The sequence below is a fragment of the Ideonella sp. FW305-24 genome, from assembly GCF_058788035.1.
The window spans coordinates 1246073-1262665 of record NZ_JBYTAI010000001.1; the positions used below are offsets into that span (position 1 = coordinate 1246073).

A 16593-nucleotide genomic window follows, 5' to 3' on the forward strand; every position below is an offset into this window, starting at 1 on the left:
CTCATGAGAGTCTTCCGCGGCCACATTCCTCCGTCTGCCCAGGGCCCGCAAGGCTGCGCGCTGACCATCGGCAACTTCGACGGCGTGCACCGGGGCCACCAGGCCATGCTGGCGCTGCTCAACAACGAAGCGAAGCACCGGGGCTTGCGCAGCTGCGTGATGACCTTCGAACCCCACCCGCGCGACTGGTTTGCCCAACAGGCCGGCAAGCCCGAACTGGCCCCGCTGCGCATTGCCACGCTGCGCGACAAGCTGCAGGAACTGGAGCGCTGCGGCGTGGACGACGTGGTGCTGATGCGCTTCGACCGCCGCCTTGCCAGCCAGACGCCTCAGGACTTCATCGAGCAGGTGCTGGTCCAGCAGCTGAACGCCCGCTACGTGCTGGTGGGCGACGATTTCCGCTTCGGCGCCAAGCGCGCCGGCGACTACGCGATGCTGGACAACGCCGGTAACGCGCTGGGCTTCGACGTGGCCCGCATGCTCAGCTACGAAGTGCACGGCATGCGGGTGTCCAGCTCGGCCGTGCGCGAAGCCTTGTCCGAAGGCGCGATGGAGCGCGCCGCCGCGCTGCTGGGCCGGCCCTACAGCATCAGCGGCCATGTGGTGCACGGCCGCAAGCTCGGCCGCGACCTGGGCTTTCGCACCCTGAACCTGCGCTTCCCGTCGCACCGCCCCGCAGCCCAAGGCATCTTCGTCGTGCGCGTGCACGGCCTGGGCGCCCAGCCGCTGCCCGGCGTGGCCAGCCTGGGCGTGCGCCCCACCATTGAAGACGCCGGCCGCGTGCTGCTTGAGGTCCACTGCCTGGACTGGCCCGCCGACGTCGCCATCGAAGGCGGCTACGCCCGCATCCTGCAGGTCGACCTGATGCACAAGCTGCACGACGAACGCAAGTACGAGTCGCTGGACGCGCTACGGGCGGGCATTGAGCAGGACGTGGTCGACGCCAAGGCCTGGTGGTTGGCGCATCGCTGACGCCATGCATCTCCAGCACGGCCGCATCCAACCGGATTTCACTATGGGACAGGCGCATGAAACCTTCTGAAGCACTGCTCTCGAACCGGGCTGCAATCCGACTGGTGGTCGAGTCTCACCGGGCCTGCAACGCCCGGGTGTTCGGCTCGGTGCTGCACGGCCGGGACACGGATACCAGCGACTTGGACATCTTGATCGACCCGACGCCGGAGACCACGCTGTTCGACATCGGCGCGATCCGTCACGAACTGCGCAAGCTGCTCGGTGTGCCGGTGGATGTGCTGACACCCAACGCTTTGCCGGACAAGTTCAGGGCGTTAGTGCTCGCCGAGGCCCGCCCGGTATGAGCCACGAACAGCAACGGCTTGCCGACTACCTCGCGCACATCCTCGAAGCCATCGAGCGGATTGACCGCTACACCGAAGACATGGCCGAACTGCAATTCCTGGCCAGCCAATTGGTACAAGACGCCGTGATTCGAAACTTCGAGATCATCGGCGAGGCCAGCAACAACATCGAGAAGCACTACCCCAAGTTCGCGGCGGAACACCCTGAACTGCCCCTGGCATTTGCGTACCAGATGCGCAACGCCGTGGCACACGGCTACTTCAAGGTGGATTTTGAAATCGTCTGGAAGACGATTCACAGCGACCTGCCTCGCCTGCATGCGCAAGTCACAGCGGTGCATGCCGGTTTGCCACCTCACCAACACCGGCCGCCAAATTGATGGGTCAAGCACGCACAGATGCGCGCCTGACCCTCGATGGGGCCAGCAGGTAACGCCGCTACTTCACGCTGGCGTTGATGGCCCTGGCGTACTTCGCGGTTTTCCCGGTACCGACGAGGTCGTCATACAGCCAGAGGCCGCCGCCGACGATGCCGCACTCGGTGTGCCAGCTTTGCATCTGGCGGCCCACTTGCCGCGGGCTGTCGTCGGCGTCCCACAGGAACGGGAAGACGGGCACGTCGCCGAAGTCCCAGCCCTCGCAGGGGCTGTTGCCGGTGCCGCCTGCATACGCTTGCAGGTGCACGCCGTCCACGGTGCCGGGCAGTTGCTTGTTGATCTTCGCGGCGACCTGCGTCCAGTACGAGGCGTTGAAGTAAGGGTCGGGCACCACATGGAAGCCCAGCTTGCCCAGCATGACGCCGAACTTCACCGTGCTGGCCAGATCGAAGCTGTTCTCGTCGTCGAAATCGATGGCGTCGATCGCCGGGATCGCGGCCTTGAGTGCTGCGAAGGTCTTATAGAGGATGCTGTCGGGGCCGGTGCCCTGGCTCTGCACGAGCGCGGCGATGTCCTGCCAGTCCCCGAAGTTGGACGAGCCGATGCTGAAGGTCACGCGCTTGACCTTGCCCTGCTTGAGCCGGGCCATGTCGGATGCAAAGTCAGGGTAGGTCTGGTCGCCGATGTAGACCCCCTCGGAGGTCAACGGGAACTCGCCGTTCAGGTTGAGGTCGCCATTGGGTTTGACCTCCACACTCCAGACGATGATCTCGGTGAAGCCGGAGTTCGCCAGCTCGGTGATGTTCTGGGAGGCGCCCTTGGAGGTGATGTACAGCGGGCCGCCGCCGAAGATGCCCGAGTAGCCCTGAGGCGCGGATGCCGCAGAGGCGACGCCCGGCAACCAGCTTGACAAGAACACCGATGCCAACAATGGGGCAAGCGCACGGGAGAATTTCATCAAAGACTCCTGATCGGACAATGGTCAAGGCGCCGATGCTATCTGCATGCTTGCAGGCCGACCAGCTACCCAAATGGGTATGCGCGTGTAGACAGTTCGGGCAAGGCGAGGGCCACGCTCAGCCGGCCCTCGCCCCCGGCAACTGGATGCTGACCCGCAAGCCACCACCTTCGCGGTTGGCCAGCGTGATGCGGCCGCCGTGGGCTTCGGCGATTTCGCGGGCCAGCGCCAGGCCCAGGCCGGTGCCGGCGCGCTTGGTGGAATAGAACGGCAGCAAGGCTTGCGACAGCACGGTGTCGCTCATGCCTGGGCCACGGTCTGCCACGTCGATGCGCCAGCCTGGCTGCGCAACCGCCGGCTCCGCGCCTTCGGCGGGCAGCAGCAGCGGCACTTCCTGGATGCTCAGCGTCACGGCCTCGGGCGGGCCGCCGGCTTCGTGGGCGTTTTTCAGCAGGTTGATCAGCGCCTGTTCCATCTGGCCGGCATCGAACACGCCGGGCGCGGTGGGCAGCTCGCCGAGCAGCGCGAAGCTGCAGTGCGCGGCCAGGCTTTCGGCCCACAGCGACCAGACGACCGGCGCCGGCCGCGGTGCCGGCAGGCGCGCAAAACGCGCATATCCCTCCAGGAATTCGTGCAGGTGGCGCGCTCGCTCCCCGAGGCTGGCGAACACGGCCGGCAGGCGGGCCAGCTCGCCGCGCCGGGCCAGTTCGGCACCCGAATGGGCCAGCGACGAGATCGGTGCCAGCGAGTTGTTCAGCTCGTGGCTCAGCACGCGGATCACGCGTTTCCAGGTCGCCACTTCCTGGCGCGAAAGTTCGCGCGTCATGCGGCGGAACAGCCGCAGCCGGTGCGGCCGGCCCTGCAGTTGCACATGGCGCTGCGACAGGTGGAAGGTCTCGTCGCCACCTTCCTGCACCAGCGTGAACAAGGCGTCTTCACCCGCGGCCACGGCCTCTTGCAGTGCAACGGGTGCAGCGGCCAGCAGCACCTGGAAGTCCTGGTCCTGCAGGCTGCGGCCTTCGCCCAGCAGCTGGCGCGCCGCCAGGTTGGCCAGCACCACCCTTTCATGAGCCACCGGATGCACGCTCGTCAGCACCAGCGCCAGCGGACTGTGCTGCAACACGGTGTCCAGAAGCAGCTCGCGCTGCACCAGGTGCTGGCGCTGTTCGCGCAGGGCCTGGCCCAGCACCTGGTGCTGCTTGACCAGTTCGGCCAGCTCGCCATAGCCCTGGAACGGGCCGCGCTTGCCCTCGCCTTCGCGCAGCGAGTTGGCGAACACGTCGTCGGCCGCCAGCGCGCGGCTGAAGTCGCCGTCGCGGTAGCTTTGCACCAGGTTGTCCAGCGCGCGGTTCAGCGTGCGCAGCGGTGCCAGCGCCCAGGCGGCCAGCCAGGCGATCAAGGGCAGCAGCAGCACCGCGCTGGCGACCAGTGCCAGCAGGCTGCCCGGCGCAGGGCCAACGATGCGGTCGGCCTCCTCCAGCTCCAGCAAATCCTGGCCTTCTTCCAGCAACAGCGGCAAAGGCCAGTCGGTCAGGCCGTGGTAGATCAAGGCACCGCCGACGGCGCAGACCATGCCGGCGGCAATCAGACGGTGTTGCAGCCGCGGCGGCGCGGGCCGTGTTGAAGCGGTGTCCTGCTCGGCCATCACGGCGCCGCCAATCCATAGCGCTCCATGCGCCGGTACAAGGCCTGGCGCGACAGGCCCAGCGACTGCGCGGCACGGCTGACCACGCCGTCGGCCCGCTCCAGCGCTGCGACCACCGCTTCACGGCTGGGTTCGTCCAGGTTGCGGTGCGCGGCGGCGAGCGCGGCACCGACCTGCGCAGGCCCCAGGCCAAGCTGCGCCGGCTGGATGGCGGCACCACTGTCGGCCGCCATCAGCACCGCACGCTCGATGGCGTTTTTCAGCTCGCGCACATTGCCCGGCCAGGCATGTGCCAGCAGCGCTTCGCGCGCAGGCTCGCTGAGGCGGGCGCGGCGCTGCAGGAAAAATTCGGCCAGCGGCAGGATGTCGTCTCGCCGCTCGGCCAGCGGCGGCAGCCGCAGCTCGATCACGTTGAGCCGGTAGTACAAGTCTTCTCGAAAGCTGCCGGCACGCACCATCGCCGCGAGGTCCGAATTGGTGGCGCTCAGCACGCGCACCGCCACCTGCCGCGTGCGGCCACCGCCCAGGCGCTCGAATCGGCCAGTCTCCAGCACCCGCAGCAGCTTGACCTGGCCAGCCAGCGGCAGGTTGCCGATCTCGTCGAGGAACAGCGTGCCGCCGTCGGCCTGTTCGAAGCGGCCTTCGCGGGCCTTGGTGGCCCCGGTGTAGGCGCCGCTGTCGGCCCCAAACAGCTCGGCCTCAATCAGCTCGCCCGGCAGCGCGCCGCAGTTGACCGCGATCAGCGGCCCATCGCGCACGGCCGAGTTGGCATGGATGATCTCGGCCACGCGTTCCTTGCCGGCGCCGTTCGGGCCGGTGATCAGCACCGGCACCGCAGAGCGCGCGACCTGGCCAGCCATTTCCAGCACCTGGGCCATCGCGTCCGACGCGAACACCGCGCCGCGCAGGTCCACCTTCTCGGCCAGCGCCGCGCGGCGCCGGGCCCGCGCCTGGCGCGCCTCGCCCAGCTCGCGCTGCGACTCGGCCAGCTCCAGCAGGTTCTCCACCGTGGCCAGCAGCTTGGCATCGTCCCAGGGCTTGGCGAGGTAGTCCGCGGCACCCGCCTTCACCAGCTCGACCGCGCTCTCCAGCCGGGTCCATGCGGTGAGCAGGATCACCGGCAGGTCGGGCTGGGCCTCGCGCAGCGCCCGGAACAGCGCCTGGCCTTCCTGGCCGGAGGTGGTGTCGGCGCTGAAGTTCATGTCCTGGATCACCAGGTCCACCGGCTCGCGCGCCAGCCAGGCCAGGCCTTCGGCCGGGCCGTGGGCCACGCGCGGGGCGATGTCGTGCAGCGACAGCAGCAGCGACAAGGCTTCGCCAACGGCGGGGTGGTCGTCAATGATCAGGACGCGGCGCATGGCAGGTGGTCTCAGCGGGCGCTCATGCTAGCCCACGAGTGGCCACGACAGGCGGTACCGCGGCTGCGCGCATGGCCGGCCCGAGCACCGCCAGCTGGCCCAGCGCCCACAGCCCCAGCGTGCCCACCGGCAGGTACCACAGCGGCATCGGCGCCAGCTCGTGCTGCTTCATCAGCACGTAGTTGATCGCATAGGCGGCCAGCATGCCCAGCGCAATGCCGGCGCTGGACAGCAGCAGGTTTTCCAGCTGGAAGTAGCGCAGGATCTGGTGCCGCGTGGCACCCAGCGCGCGGCGCACGCCGATCATCTGCGTGCGCTGCTGCACCCAGAAGCTGGCCAGGCCGACGATGCCCAGCGCCGTGATCAGCAGCATCGCCACGCTGACGATGCCCAGCAGCCAGGCCAGCGCGCGGTCTTCGCGGAAGTACTTGCTGCGCATCTCGTCCATGCGCTCAAGCTTGAAGATGATGCGCTCGTGCATGGCCTTGTCCAGCAGCACGCCGGCTTCCTTCAGCACACGGTCACGGTCCTCGGGCGCCACGCGCAGCAGGTAGCTGCCACCGTTGGCGTAGTTGAAACGGATGGGCTGCAGCACCGCTGGCTTGTTGCCCTGGCGAGGGTTGGGCGGCAGGATGTCGTCGACGATGCCAACGACACGGCTGGCGACATCGCTGTTCCAGACCTCCTTGCCCAGCGCGGATTCGCCCGGGAACAACTTTTCGGCCGCAGCGTGGTTCATCAGCACCGACGGCATCGGCGTGTCGCCCTCGATCTTGGACAGCACGGCCATCGACTGGTATTCCTCGGGCAGGAAGTCCCGCCCTTCGATCAGGCGCAGCCCCGTGGTCTCCAGGAAGCGCTCGCCGACCATGTAGAGCGACAGGTGCGCGGTGGGCTTTTCCTGGTCCTTGCGCAGCGAGTAGCCGGTGTTCCAGGCCGAGTTGCCGAACGGCACCTGGCTGGAAATGGTCACATCGCGCACGCCGGCAATGCTGCGCAGCAGGACCATGTCCTCGCGGGTGCGCACATCCGGGTTCTCGTCCTTGCGCAGGCCGATGGTCTGCACCCGCACCAGCTCGTTTTCTGCCACCGCGGTCGACACGTTCATCAGCTCGCGCCGCTGGCCGATCACGAATACCGCGTTGCAGATCAGCGCGCAGCTCAGCGCGATCTCCAGCACGATCAGGAAGGCCGCGGTCTTGTGCCGGCTCAGCGACGACAGCACCGGGCGAAGGTCCATCCAGAAGTTCGACATGGTGTGTGCTTTCAAGAGGATTTGAGTTGCAGCGCGGGCGTGATCTGGCAGGCGCGCCAGGCGGGCAGCAGCCCGGCCAGCACGCTGGCGGCCAGGCCCAGGCCGAAGTTCAGCGCCAGCATCGTCATGTCCAGCTCGGCCAGCTTGGCCACGCCGCTGGGGCTGTTGCGCACCAGCGCCAGCCCGCCGATCGACAGCAGCAAGCCGAGCGCGCCGCCCAGCAGGCCGATGACACCGGCCTCGACCAGGAACTGCAGGAAGATGGACCGCCGCGAGGCGCCCAGCGCCCGCCGCACGCCGATCTCCGGCGCACGCCGGAGGCACTTGGCCAGCAGCAGGCCGATGGTGTTGACGAGGCACAGCAACAGGAACGCAAAGGCCACGCGGACCTCCAACTCGGCATCGGTGGGCACGACTTTCTTCAAGGTCAACCAACCCATCACGTCGTGCAGCGCAGTGCGGGCCGGGCGCTCGAAACGCCCTGCGGCATGCTGGCGCTCCGCATAGCCCTGCAGGTACTGGCGGTAGTCGCTCACCTGGGCTGCCGTGTCCAGTTGCACCCAGTACTGCACCCAGGTGCACATCGAGGCCAGAGAAGCCTGATCGGCGGATTTTTCGGAGTGGCAGGTCATCGAACCATTTCGGCCGAGCTTGAGTTCGCGCGAAGTCGAAAACGGCAGGTAAACCTGCTCGCTGTTGCCGAAACGGCTGGTGTTGAGGTCGTAGAAGTGCGGCGTGAGCTGCCACGGCTTCAGCACCCCGGCCACGCGGTAGACCTGCTCGTCGATGCGGATGTCGCGGCCCACGGCCGGCTGCTTGCCAAACACTTTATCGGCCAGCTCGGCGGTGATGACGGCCACGCGGCCGCGGGCCTCGTCGTCGGCCGCAGTCCAGCCCTGGCCGGCGGCGAACGGCGCGTCGAACATGCTGAAGAAGTCGGCCGAGGTGTAGCGCGCGTCGACATAAAACGGCAGCAGGTCGGGCTGGTCCGGCACGATGGCCACGCCACCCCCGGTCATCACCGCCTGCTGCACGCCGTGGTGCTCGCGCAGCAAGGCCTCGGCATCGAAGCGGGTCACCTGTTCGGGCAGCTCATCGTCGGGCGTGTAGCCCTTCATTGGGTCACTGTCGAGCTGCGGCGTGAACAGCTTGTGGCTCTTGCCGGGGATCGGGTCGCCGGACATCACGCGGTAGACCGTCAGCGTGGTCATGCAGGCGCCAATGCCCAGCCCGAGGGCCAGCACCATCAGGCCGGTCAGCACCCGGCTGCGGCGCATGCCGCGCAGCGCCAGGGCGAGGTAATAGGCAAACATCGTGGGTCTCCTGAAAAGGGGAGGAACAGTCAGCGCGCACTGGCCGCCGCGAGCGGGGCCAGCAAGGTGTTCAGCGCGCCCAGGTCGGCTTCGCTCAATGCCCCACCGGCCTGCTTGAGCAGCAGGTGCTCCAGCACGAACTGGTGGCGCAGCTGCGAGTAGCTGCCCTGGGTGGAGGTTTGCGTCTGGATGGCCAGCAGCAGGTCGGTCATCGTGCGAGTGCCCAGTTCCTGGCCGACGCGGGTGGCCGCCAGCGCACGCTCGGCTGCGTCACGCGCCAGTTCGGCGGCGCGCACTTGCGCAGCCCCGGCGACCACGCCGCGGTAGTGAGCCAGCGTGTCGCGGGCCAGCTGGCGGCGCAGGGCTTCGAGGCCGTCGCGCGCCTCGTCGCGCTGGTAGGCCGCCTGGCGCACCTGGGACTGGGTGATGCCGCCGCTGAACAGCGGCACCTTCAGCGTCAACGCCCAGGTGTGTTCGGTCGCGGCGTCGGCACCGGGCTCGCGGGTGCGCGCCAGGTCCACGCCGGCCGACAGCGTGGGCCAGTGCTGGCGGCGGGCGCTGGTGATGGCCTGCTCGGCCGCTTCCAGCGAGCCGGACTGCGCGGCCAACAGCGGGTTGCGCGCCAGCGCGGCCTGCACCCAGGCCTGCGCATCGGCCGGCTCGGGCAGCGCCAGCGGCAGCGGCGTGACCAGCGGCTGCAGCGCCGGCACCGGCTGGCCGGTGAGCTGGCGCAGCGCTTCGCGGGCGTCTTCCAGTGCGCTCTCGGCGGCCAGCGTCTGCGTGACGGCGGCCCCCGCATACGCACGTGCCTGGTCCAGGTCCAGCTGGGCGATCAGGCCCTGGCGCACGCGGTGCTCGGACTGGCTGACCTGCAGCTCGAAAGCCTGCTGGTTGGCCCGCGCATTGGCCAGCGCGTCCACCGCGCCCAGCACGCCGAAATAGGCCTGCGCCACGCGCACGCACAGCGCCTGCTGCGCGGCCTGCAGCCGAGCGGCTTCGGCGCCGGCCTCGGCCTGGGCTTTCTGCAGCGTGGCGAACTGGCTGCCGTCGAACAGCACCTGGTTCAGGCTGGCGCCCCAGCTCTGCACGCGGCCCCGCGGCTGGCCGGCGGCGTCGTCATGCGTGAGGCTGCCGGTGGCGGCCAGCTGCGGCAGCAGCGGCGCCTGGGCCTGGGCCACGCCCTCCTGCACCGCGCCGAGGTGGGCCTGCGCGGCAGACAGCGTCGGGTCGGCCGCCAGCGCCTGCTGGTAGATCGCCAGCAGGTCGGCGGCCGAGGCTGGCAGCGCTGCGGTGGTCAGCGCCCAGGCGGCCAGGCAGACGGCAGCGAGGCGAAACGAACGAGGCATTGTGGTGTCCGTTCAAGCCAATGCCGCGGCGGCGCGGCCGGGCTCCAGGCCTGCCTCGCGCGCCAGCGTCAGGTCCAGCACCTGGCCGTCCATCACGTGCACATGGCGCTGAGCGCGGGCGGCGAGCTGCGGGTCGTGGGTGACCATCACGATGGTGGCGCCCTCGCGGTGCAGTTCTTCGAGCAACTCCATCACGCCGCGGGCCATCTGGCTGTCGAGGTTGCCGGTGGGCTCGTCGGCCAGCAACAGGCGCGGGCTGCCGGCCAGCGCACGGGCAATCGCCACGCGCTGCTGCTGGCCGCCGGAAAGTTCGGCCGGGTAGTGGCGGGCGCGAGAGGCCAGGCCCACGCGCTCCAGTGCCTGCATCACACGCTGCTTGCGCTCGGCCGCGGGCAGGCCGCGGTAGCGCAGCGGCACTTCCACGTTGTCCGCCACGCGCAGGTCCGGGATCAGGTTGAAGGCCTGGAAGATGAAGCCGATCTTCTGGTTGCGGATCTGCGAGCGGGCATCGTCGCCCATCTTGCTCACGTCCACGCCGTCCAGCTCGTAGCGGCCGCCGCTGAAGGCTTCCAGCAGGCCGGCAATCGTCAGGAAGGTGGTCTTGCCCGAGCCGGACGGACCGGTGACGGCGACGAACTCGCCGGCCTTGACCTCGAGGTTGAAGTCACGCAGGGCATAGGTCTCGACCATGTCGGTGCGATAGACCTTGGACAAACCAGTCATCTTCAGCATGCGGGCTCCTGATGGGATTGAAGGAAAAGGGTGAAAGGAATCAGGGAGAAAGTGGCACGCGCTCGGCGCCTTGCAGCGCGTCGGTGCCGGAGACGATCACGCGGTCGCCCACGTTCAGGCCCTGCGTGATCTCGATCTGGTCGATGCCGCGCGCGCCCAGGCGCACCGGCTGCTTGATGGCCACGCCGTCGCGCACCACGTAGGCAAACTGGCCGCCGAGCTGTTCGACGAAATTGCCGCGGCGCACGGTGAGCACGCTGTCGCGCTTGTCCAGCAGCACGCGCACCGACAGGCGCTGGTTCTGGCGCAGCGCGCTGGGCGGCTCGCCGACGAAACGCAGCCGCGCGGCGACCTCGTTGTTGACGACTTCGGGCGACACCGCGCTGACCTCGGCGCGCCAGGTCTTGCCGTTGCCGGCGACCTCGCCCGGCATGCCAACCGACAGTTCACGCGCATAACTCTCGGCGACCTGCATCTGCACTTCCAGCGCCGAGAGGTCGATCACCGACAGCAGCTGCGCGTCCTGCGCCACGGTGGCGCGCTCGGCCACGAAAAGCTGGCCGACCTGGCCGTCCACCGGCGAGCGCACCTGCAGCTCGCTCTGCTGGCGCTGCAGCTCGGTCACCATCAGGCGCTGGCGCTCGAAGGCGAGCTGCTTGGCCTTGAGGTCGAACTGCAGGCTGTCGTCGTTCAGGCCCATGCCTTCCCTGGCATGCGACAGCGTGATCCTGGCCTTGTCCAGCGTGTCCTTGGCATGTTCGACCTGCATGCCCGAGGCGGCGCCGGCCTCGAAGGCCTTTTGCTGGCGCACCAGGTCGTTCTCGGCCGTCTGCGCGTCAATGCGGGCGTTTTCCCAGGCGCTTTGCAGCACCGAGCGCTGCTGGCGCAGCTGCACCTCGGCGCGCTTGGCGTCGGCCTGCAATGCGTCGGCCTGGGACTGTTCCTGCGCCACGCGGCTGGCCAGCGCCGGGCTGTCGATGCTGGCCAGCACCTGGCCCTTCTGCACCGCATCACCCGCGTGCACCTTCAGCGTCACGGTGCCGGTGCCCGGCGCGTACAGCGTGGGGCTTTGCGCGGCGACGACCTTGCCTTCGGCGGCCAGGTCCCGCACCAGCGGGCCGCGCTGCACGTCGGCCAGCGTCAGCCGGCTCATGCTGACGGACGCCACGCCGCCGCTGCCTTCGCGCCACATGCCGGCCAGCTTGCCGCCAAACAGCCAGAGGCCGGCGCCGACCAGCAGCAGCCCTGCGGCGGCCCACCACAGCGGGCGGCGGCGGGTGGGCAACTCGGTGGCGAGCATGCGGTCTTGGGCGGCGGTGTCACGGATCATCGGGTCGGCTTTCTCAAGAAAACGCAGGGGCACTCAGAAGCAATGCGTTGACATTTGCAACCGCCGTGCCACGCCTTGATTTCGGTAAAATCCCTTTTACATCAATGACTTGCCAAGAAGACCGGGCTCACCGGCGGTGTCCGCGGACAGCCGCGTGGACAGCCGGCCGGACACCCGGACAGCACGGCGGACGGCCGCGGGCTTCGCCGGTGACCCTGCCCAGGGCCTGCGCCGGGGCAGACCGGTAGAATCGACGGGATGCGGCTGCCTACCCTCCCCACCGGCGCAGCGCGCGGCGACCTCGTCGCCACGCGCCGCCAGACCACGCGCGATCGAATTCAGCTCGGCGCTGCCTGAAACAAGGCACGCCTGCCAGCCGCCGCGGCGCCTCGCCTCTTCCTGCGCGCGCCGCCACCCCTCTGCCTGAACTTTCGGACGCGCTCGCCGATGCGGCGCCCAACGCCATGACCGATTCGACTGCCCCGACCTCCAAGACGCCGGCCCCCAGCGCCTACCGCGACACGCTGAACATGCCCGACACGCCGTTCGCGATGCGCGGCGACCTGCCCAAGCGCGAGCCGGCCTGGATCAAGGACTGGAACGACACCAGCCGCGCCGACGGCGGCCTGTACAAGCGCCTGCGCGACGCGCGCCACGGCGCACCGCTGTTTGTGCTGCACGACGGCCCGCCGTACGCCAACGGCAAGCTGCACATCGGCCACGCGCTGAACAAGGTGCTCAAGGACATGATCGTCAAGTCCAAGCAGCTGGGCGGGTTCGATGCGCAGTACATCCCCGGCTGGGACTGCCACGGCCTGCCGATCGAAAACGCGATCGAGAAGCTGTTCGGCCGCAACCTGAGCCGTGACGAGATGCAGGCCAAGAGCCGCGCCTACGCGACCGAGCAGATCGTCCAGCAGCGCGAGGACTTCAAGCGCCTGGGCGTGCTGGGCGACTGGGAGCGCCCGTACCGCACGATGGACCCGGCCAACGAGGCGGGCGAGATCCGCGCCTTCAAGCGCGTGATCGAGCGTGGCTTCGTCTACCGTGGCCTCAAACCCGTCTACTGGTGCTTCGACTGCGCCTCCTCGCTGGCCGAGTTCGAGATCGAATACGCCGACAAGAAGAGCGACACGCTGGACGTGGCCTTCGAGGCCAACGACGCCGGCGCGCTCGCCACGGCCTTCGGCTTGGCTTCGCTGCCCGCAGGCAAGACCGGCTTCGCCGTCATCTGGACCACCACCGCCTGGACCATCCCGGCCAACCAGGCGCTGAACGCCAACCCGGAGCTGAGCTACGCGCTGGTCGACACGCCCAAGGGCTGCCTGGTGCTGGCCGAAGACCTGGTGGAGAGCTGCCTGCAGCGCTTCGGCCTGGAAGGCACTGTCATCGCCACCGCGCCCGGCAAGCAGCTCGGCGGGCTTGAGTTCCGCCACCCGCTGTACGACGTGGACGCCGGCTACCGCCGCCTGTCGCCGGTCTACCTGGCCGACTACGTGAGCGCAACAGACGGCACCGGCCTCGTGCACTCGTCTCCCGCCTACGGCCTGGACGACTTCAACTCCTGCGTGGCCCACGGCCTGCCGCTGAAGGACATCCTGAACCCGGTCACCGGCAACGGCACCTACGCGGCGGACTTCCCGCTGTTCGGCGGCCTGCACATCTGGAAGGCCGTGCCGGTCATCCTGGAGGCGCTGAGCAACGCCGGCCGGCTGATGGCCACCAAGACCATCACCCACAGCTACCCGCACTGCTGGCGCCACAAGACGCCGGTGATCTACCGCGCCGCGGCGCAGTGGTTCGTGCGCATGGACGAGGGCGAAGGCGTCTTCACGAAGGACAAGGCCGGCAAGACGCTGCGCCAGCTCGCGCTGGACGCGATCGACCACACCCAGTTCTACCCGGAGAACGGCAAGGCCCGGCTGCGCGACATGATCGCCAACCGGCCGGACTGGTGCATCTCGCGCCAGCGCAGCTGGGGCGTGCCCATCCCGTTTTTCCTGCACGTGGATTCGGGCGAGCTGCACCCGCGCACGATGGAGATCCTGGACCAGGCGGCCGACATCGTCGAGAAGGGCGGCATCGAGGCCTGGAGCCGCGTGACGACCGAGGAGATCCTTGGCGCTACGGACGCGCCGCTCTACACCAAGAGCACCGACATCCTGGAGGTGTGGTTCGACTCCGGCTCCACCTTCCAGCACGTGCTGCGCGGCAGCCATGCGCACGCTTATGCAAACGGCGACTTCCATTCGGAAGGCCCGGAGGCCGACCTGTACCTGGAAGGCCATGACCAGCACCGCGGCTGGTTCCACAGCTCGCTGCTGCTGGGCTGCGCGCTGTATGACCGCGCGCCTTACCGCGGCCTGCTGACCCACGGCTTCGCCACCGACGGCCAGGGCCGCAAGATGAGCAAGAGCCTGGGCAACACGGTCGAGCCGCAGTCGGTCACGAACAAGCTCGGTGCGGAGATCGTGCGCCTGTGGGTCGCGTCCACCGACTATTCGGGCGACCTGAACATCGACGACAAGATCCTCGCCCGCGTGGTGGATGCCTACCGCCGCATCCGCAACACGCTGCGCTTCCTGATGGCCAACACCTCGGACTTCGACCCGGCCACGCAGGCCGTGCCGTTCGAGCAGATGCTGGAAGTGGACCGTTACGCGCTGGCCCGCGCCGCCGAGTTGCAGGCCGACATCCTGAAGCACTTCACGGCCTACGAGTTCCACCCGGTCGTCGCCAAGCTGCAGGTGTATTGCTCGGAAGACCTGGGCGCGTTCTACCTGGACGTGCTGAAGGACAGGCTGTACACAACAGCCGAGAACAGCCTGGCCCGACGCTCGGCGCAGACCGCGCTGTGGCACATCACGAACGCGATGCTGCGCTGGATGGCGCCTTTCCTCAGCTTCACCGCCGAGGAAGCCTGGGCCGTGTTCGCCGCGAAGACCACCAGCGGCACGCTGTTCACCGAACACTACTGGACCTTCCCCGAGGTCTCGGCCGTGCCGGACGAAGCGCTGCTGGCCAAGTGGGGCCGCGTGCGCGCCATCCGCGACGTGGTCAACAAGGAGATCGAAGCGGTGCGCACGGCCGGCCAGGTCGGCGCCTCGCTGCAGGCCACCGTGCTGATCACCGCAGGGCTGGACGACGCCGCGCTGCTGCGCTCGCTGGGCGAGGACCTGAAGTTCGTCACCATCACCTCGGCAGCGGCCGTGGTGGACGGCGCCGAGCTGGCCGTTGCCGTGACGCCCAGCAGCGCGACCAAGTGCGAGCGCTGCTGGCACTACCGCGACGACGTGGGCATCAACCCGGAACACGCCGGCCTGTGCGGCCGCTGCGAGAGCAACCTTTACGGCGCGGGCGAAACCCGGCTGATTGCCTGAGACCCCCCACAACATGGCCCGTGCAAACCAACGCCGCTTCGGCGCGCTCAGCTCCTCGTCCCCCGGTGCCGGCCTGGCCGTCTGGCTGGGCCTGGCCGTCGTGGTCATCCTGCTGGACCAGTTCACCAAGGTGCTGATCCTGGGCAACTTCCAGCTCGGTGACAGCAAGTTCGTGACCTCGTTTTTCAACGTGGTCCGTGTGCACAACACCGGCGCGGCGTTCTCGTTCCTGGCCGGTGCCTCGGGCTGGCAGCGCTGGTTCTTCGTGGTGCTGGGCATCGTGGCATCCGGCTTCATCGTCTGGATGCTGCGCCGCTACCCGAAGCAGACGCTGTTCTGCTTCTCGGTCTCGATGATCCTGGGCGGTGCGCTGGGCAACGTGATCGACCGGTTGATGCACGGCTACGTGGTCGACTTCATCCAGGTGCACTACGACGGCCGGGCCTTCCCGTCCTTCAACCTGGCCGACAGCGCCATCACGCTGGGCGCCATCTGCCTGGTGCTGGACGAGATCCGCCGCGTGGCACGCGGGAACGGCTGAAACCATGCACGCCGCCGCGCCCTGCCCTTGCGGCCGGACCGCTGCGGCGGCAGTCCGCAAGCCGCCGAAGCCCCTGGCTTACGGCGACTGCTGCGGCCGCTGGCACGCCGGCCCGCTGCACCTGCAGGCGCCGGATGCAGAAAGCCTGATGCGCTCGCGCTACAGCGGGTTTGTGCTGGGCCTGCACGACTACCTGCTGCAGACCTGGCACCCCGACACCCGACCGGCCGAACTTGCGCCTGACGAGCCCGGCCTGCAATGGCTGGGGCTGGAGGTGCGACAGCACCGAGCGCTGGACGAGACGCACGCGATGGTCGAGTTCGTCGCCCGCTGCAAGCTGAACGGGCGCGCGCAGCGCCTGCATGAAAAAAGCCGCTTCGAACGCGGCGCGGCGGGACGCTGGTTCTACATGGACGCCTTGGCGGACTGAGCCGCGGCCGGGGTCAATTCGCGAATTCCTGGCGCACCACGGGTGAGCGCAACCGCACGATCATCCAGCCCAGTCCGGCGCAGATCAGCAGCGTGACCAGGCCCGCCATCACTTGCGCCACGGTGGCCAGCCCGGTCAGCTCAGCCGGCAGCGGCTGGCGCGGCGCAGCCTGGGCCATGGACTGCAGCAGCGACTGCAGCACCAGGTGCTGCAACCACAGCCCCGCCACGCTGGCCAGCATCACCAGACCCAGCAGGCCGATGAAGACCCGGCGCGCCCATTCCTGACGCAGCAGCAGGCCCACGGCGCCGGTCAATGCGCACACGGCCAGCAGCAGCATGCCGCCCAACACCCGCGAGCCGACCACGCCTGGCAACGGGCCGGCCAGCCACGAAGGGGCGGACTGCGCGTCCAGCTCCTCGGGCATCAGGCCCAGGCTGCACAGGCAGGCCGCGACGACGATGCACAGCCACGAAGTGAGCGTGACGAAGCGGGAACGCGAATGACTTCCCAGATAATGGATTTGCTGCACGGCGTGCTTTCGGAGGCTTTCGGGGGTCTGAAGACGCCCGATGCGTACGGCGCCAGGAGGTGGCGCGAGCAGGGCGG

General features: G+C 68.6%; 15 protein-coding genes. 6 read left to right on the plus strand and 9 right to left on the minus strand.

Annotated features, from left to right (window positions below; all coding sequences use genetic code 11):
* Positions 1–3 precede the first annotated feature (3 nt).
* From AC3WR5_RS05570 to AC3WR5_RS05580, 3 genes are read left to right on the plus strand one after another with little or no spacing between them, the layout of a single operon-like run.
* Positions 4–972, plus strand: a complete 969-nt coding sequence (locus AC3WR5_RS05570) for a bifunctional riboflavin kinase/FAD synthetase (protein ID WP_492482505.1) — start codon at positions 4–6, stop codon at positions 970–972.
* A gap of 56 nt (positions 973–1028) precedes the next feature.
* Complete coding sequence (locus AC3WR5_RS05575; protein ID WP_492482507.1) at positions 1029–1319, plus strand: nucleotidyltransferase family protein; 291 nt, start codon at positions 1029–1031, stop codon at positions 1317–1319.
* The gene (locus tag AC3WR5_RS05580) at positions 1316–1699 is read left to right on the plus strand and encodes a HepT-like ribonuclease domain-containing protein (protein ID WP_492482509.1); all 384 of its coding nucleotides are present in this window, start codon (positions 1316–1318) and stop codon (positions 1697–1699) included. Before AC3WR5_RS05575 ends, AC3WR5_RS05580 begins: the two co-directional genes overlap by 4 nt.
* A gap of 58 nt (positions 1700–1757) precedes the next feature.
* Here the strand turns inward: AC3WR5_RS05580 and AC3WR5_RS05585 are convergent, their stop codons facing one another.
* The 8 genes from AC3WR5_RS05585 to AC3WR5_RS05620 all read right to left on the minus strand — a co-directional run bounded on the left by AC3WR5_RS05585 (position 1758) and on the right by AC3WR5_RS05620 (position 11633).
* Positions 1758–2654 (minus strand): hypothetical protein, encoded by an 897-nt coding sequence (locus AC3WR5_RS05585; RefSeq protein ID WP_492482511.1) that lies wholly within the window; start codon positions 2652–2654, stop codon positions 1758–1760.
* A 118-nt stretch (positions 2655–2772) separates the two neighbouring features.
* Positions 2773–4299, minus strand: coding sequence for a sensor histidine kinase (locus tag AC3WR5_RS05590; RefSeq protein WP_492482513.1), 1527 nt, complete (start codon positions 4297–4299; stop codon positions 2773–2775).
* Positions 4299–5657: a sigma-54-dependent transcriptional regulator gene (locus AC3WR5_RS05595; protein WP_492482515.1), complete on the minus strand. Its 1359-nt coding sequence runs from the start codon at positions 5655–5657 to the stop codon at positions 4299–4301. The genes AC3WR5_RS05590 and AC3WR5_RS05595 overlap by 1 nt, the downstream gene beginning before the upstream one ends.
* 22 nt (positions 5658–5679) lie before the next feature.
* Positions 5680–6912, minus strand: coding sequence for an ABC transporter permease (locus AC3WR5_RS05600; RefSeq protein WP_492482517.1), 1233 nt, complete (start codon positions 6910–6912; stop codon positions 5680–5682).
* Positions 6913–6923: 11 nt separating this feature from the next.
* Positions 6924–8225: an ABC transporter permease gene (locus AC3WR5_RS05605; protein ID WP_492482519.1), complete on the minus strand. Its 1302-nt coding sequence runs from the start codon at positions 8223–8225 to the stop codon at positions 6924–6926.
* Between the two features lie 29 nt (positions 8226–8254).
* Entirely contained in the window at positions 8255–9571 is a 1317-nt protein-coding gene (locus AC3WR5_RS05610; protein ID WP_492482520.1) for a TolC family outer membrane protein, read from the minus strand.
* Positions 9572–9583: 12 nt separating this feature from the next.
* A complete protein-coding gene (locus tag AC3WR5_RS05615) occupies positions 9584–10303 on the minus strand; it encodes an ABC transporter ATP-binding protein (protein WP_141291598.1) in 720 nt (239 codons plus the stop codon).
* A 40-nt stretch (positions 10304–10343) separates the two neighbouring features.
* Complete coding sequence (locus tag AC3WR5_RS05620; protein WP_492482523.1) at positions 10344–11633, minus strand: efflux RND transporter periplasmic adaptor subunit; 1290 nt, start codon at positions 11631–11633, stop codon at positions 10344–10346.
* Between the two features lie 464 nt (positions 11634–12097).
* On the opposite strand from AC3WR5_RS05620, the gene ileS reads away from it, so the two are divergent.
* From ileS to AC3WR5_RS05635, 3 genes are read left to right on the plus strand one after another with little or no spacing between them, the layout of a single operon-like run.
* Positions 12098–15013, plus strand: coding sequence for an isoleucine--tRNA ligase (ileS, locus tag AC3WR5_RS05625; RefSeq protein WP_492482525.1), 2916 nt, complete (start codon positions 12098–12100; stop codon positions 15011–15013).
* Between the two features lie 13 nt (positions 15014–15026).
* Positions 15027–15554 carry a signal peptidase II gene (gene lspA / locus AC3WR5_RS05630; protein ID WP_141289715.1) on the plus strand — a complete coding sequence of 176 codons (528 nt, stop codon included), beginning with the start codon at positions 15027–15029 and terminating at the stop codon, positions 15552–15554.
* 4 nt (positions 15555–15558) lie between these two features.
* Entirely contained in the window at positions 15559–15984 is a 426-nt protein-coding gene (locus AC3WR5_RS05635; RefSeq protein WP_492482527.1) for a YchJ family protein, read from the plus strand.
* A gap of 13 nt (positions 15985–15997) precedes the next feature.
* On the opposite strand, the gene AC3WR5_RS05640 is transcribed toward AC3WR5_RS05635, so the two are convergent.
* Positions 15998–16516: a hypothetical protein gene (locus AC3WR5_RS05640; RefSeq protein WP_492482529.1), complete on the minus strand. Its 519-nt coding sequence runs from the start codon at positions 16514–16516 to the stop codon at positions 15998–16000.
* Positions 16517–16593: the final 77 nt, after the last annotated feature.

Coding starts and splice junctions, on each gene's coding strand:
- AC3WR5_RS05570 (WP_492482505.1), top strand. CDS start 4: ATGAGAGTCTTCCGCGGCCACATTCCTCCGTCTGCCCAGGGCCCGCAA.
- AC3WR5_RS05575 (WP_492482507.1), top strand. CDS start 1,029: ATGAAACCTTCTGAAGCACTGCTCTCGAACCGGGCTGCAATCCGACTG.
- AC3WR5_RS05580 (WP_492482509.1), top strand. CDS start 1,316: ATGAGCCACGAACAGCAACGGCTTGCCGACTACCTCGCGCACATCCTC.
- AC3WR5_RS05585 (WP_492482511.1), bottom strand. CDS start 2,654: ATGAAATTCTCCCGTGCGCTTGCCCCATTGTTGGCATCGGTGTTCTTG.
- AC3WR5_RS05590 (WP_492482513.1), bottom strand. CDS start 4,299: ATGGCCGAGCAGGACACCGCTTCAACACGGCCCGCGCCGCCGCGGCTG.
- AC3WR5_RS05595 (WP_492482515.1), bottom strand. CDS start 5,657: ATGCGCCGCGTCCTGATCATTGACGACCACCCCGCCGTTGGCGAAGCC.
- AC3WR5_RS05600 (WP_492482517.1), bottom strand. CDS start 6,912: ATGTCGAACTTCTGGATGGACCTTCGCCCGGTGCTGTCGTCGCTGAGC.
- AC3WR5_RS05605 (WP_492482519.1), bottom strand. CDS start 8,225: ATGTTTGCCTATTACCTCGCCCTGGCGCTGCGCGGCATGCGCCGCAGC.
- AC3WR5_RS05610 (WP_492482520.1), bottom strand. CDS start 9,571: ATGCCTCGTTCGTTTCGCCTCGCTGCCGTCTGCCTGGCCGCCTGGGCG.
- AC3WR5_RS05615 (WP_141291598.1), bottom strand. CDS start 10,303: ATGCTGAAGATGACTGGTTTGTCCAAGGTCTATCGCACCGACATGGTC.
- AC3WR5_RS05620 (WP_492482523.1), bottom strand. CDS start 11,633: ATGATCCGTGACACCGCCGCCCAAGACCGCATGCTCGCCACCGAGTTG.
- ileS (WP_492482525.1), top strand. CDS start 12,098: ATGACCGATTCGACTGCCCCGACCTCCAAGACGCCGGCCCCCAGCGCC.
- lspA (WP_141289715.1), top strand. CDS start 15,027: ATGGCCCGTGCAAACCAACGCCGCTTCGGCGCGCTCAGCTCCTCGTCC.
- AC3WR5_RS05635 (WP_492482527.1), top strand. CDS start 15,559: ATGCACGCCGCCGCGCCCTGCCCTTGCGGCCGGACCGCTGCGGCGGCA.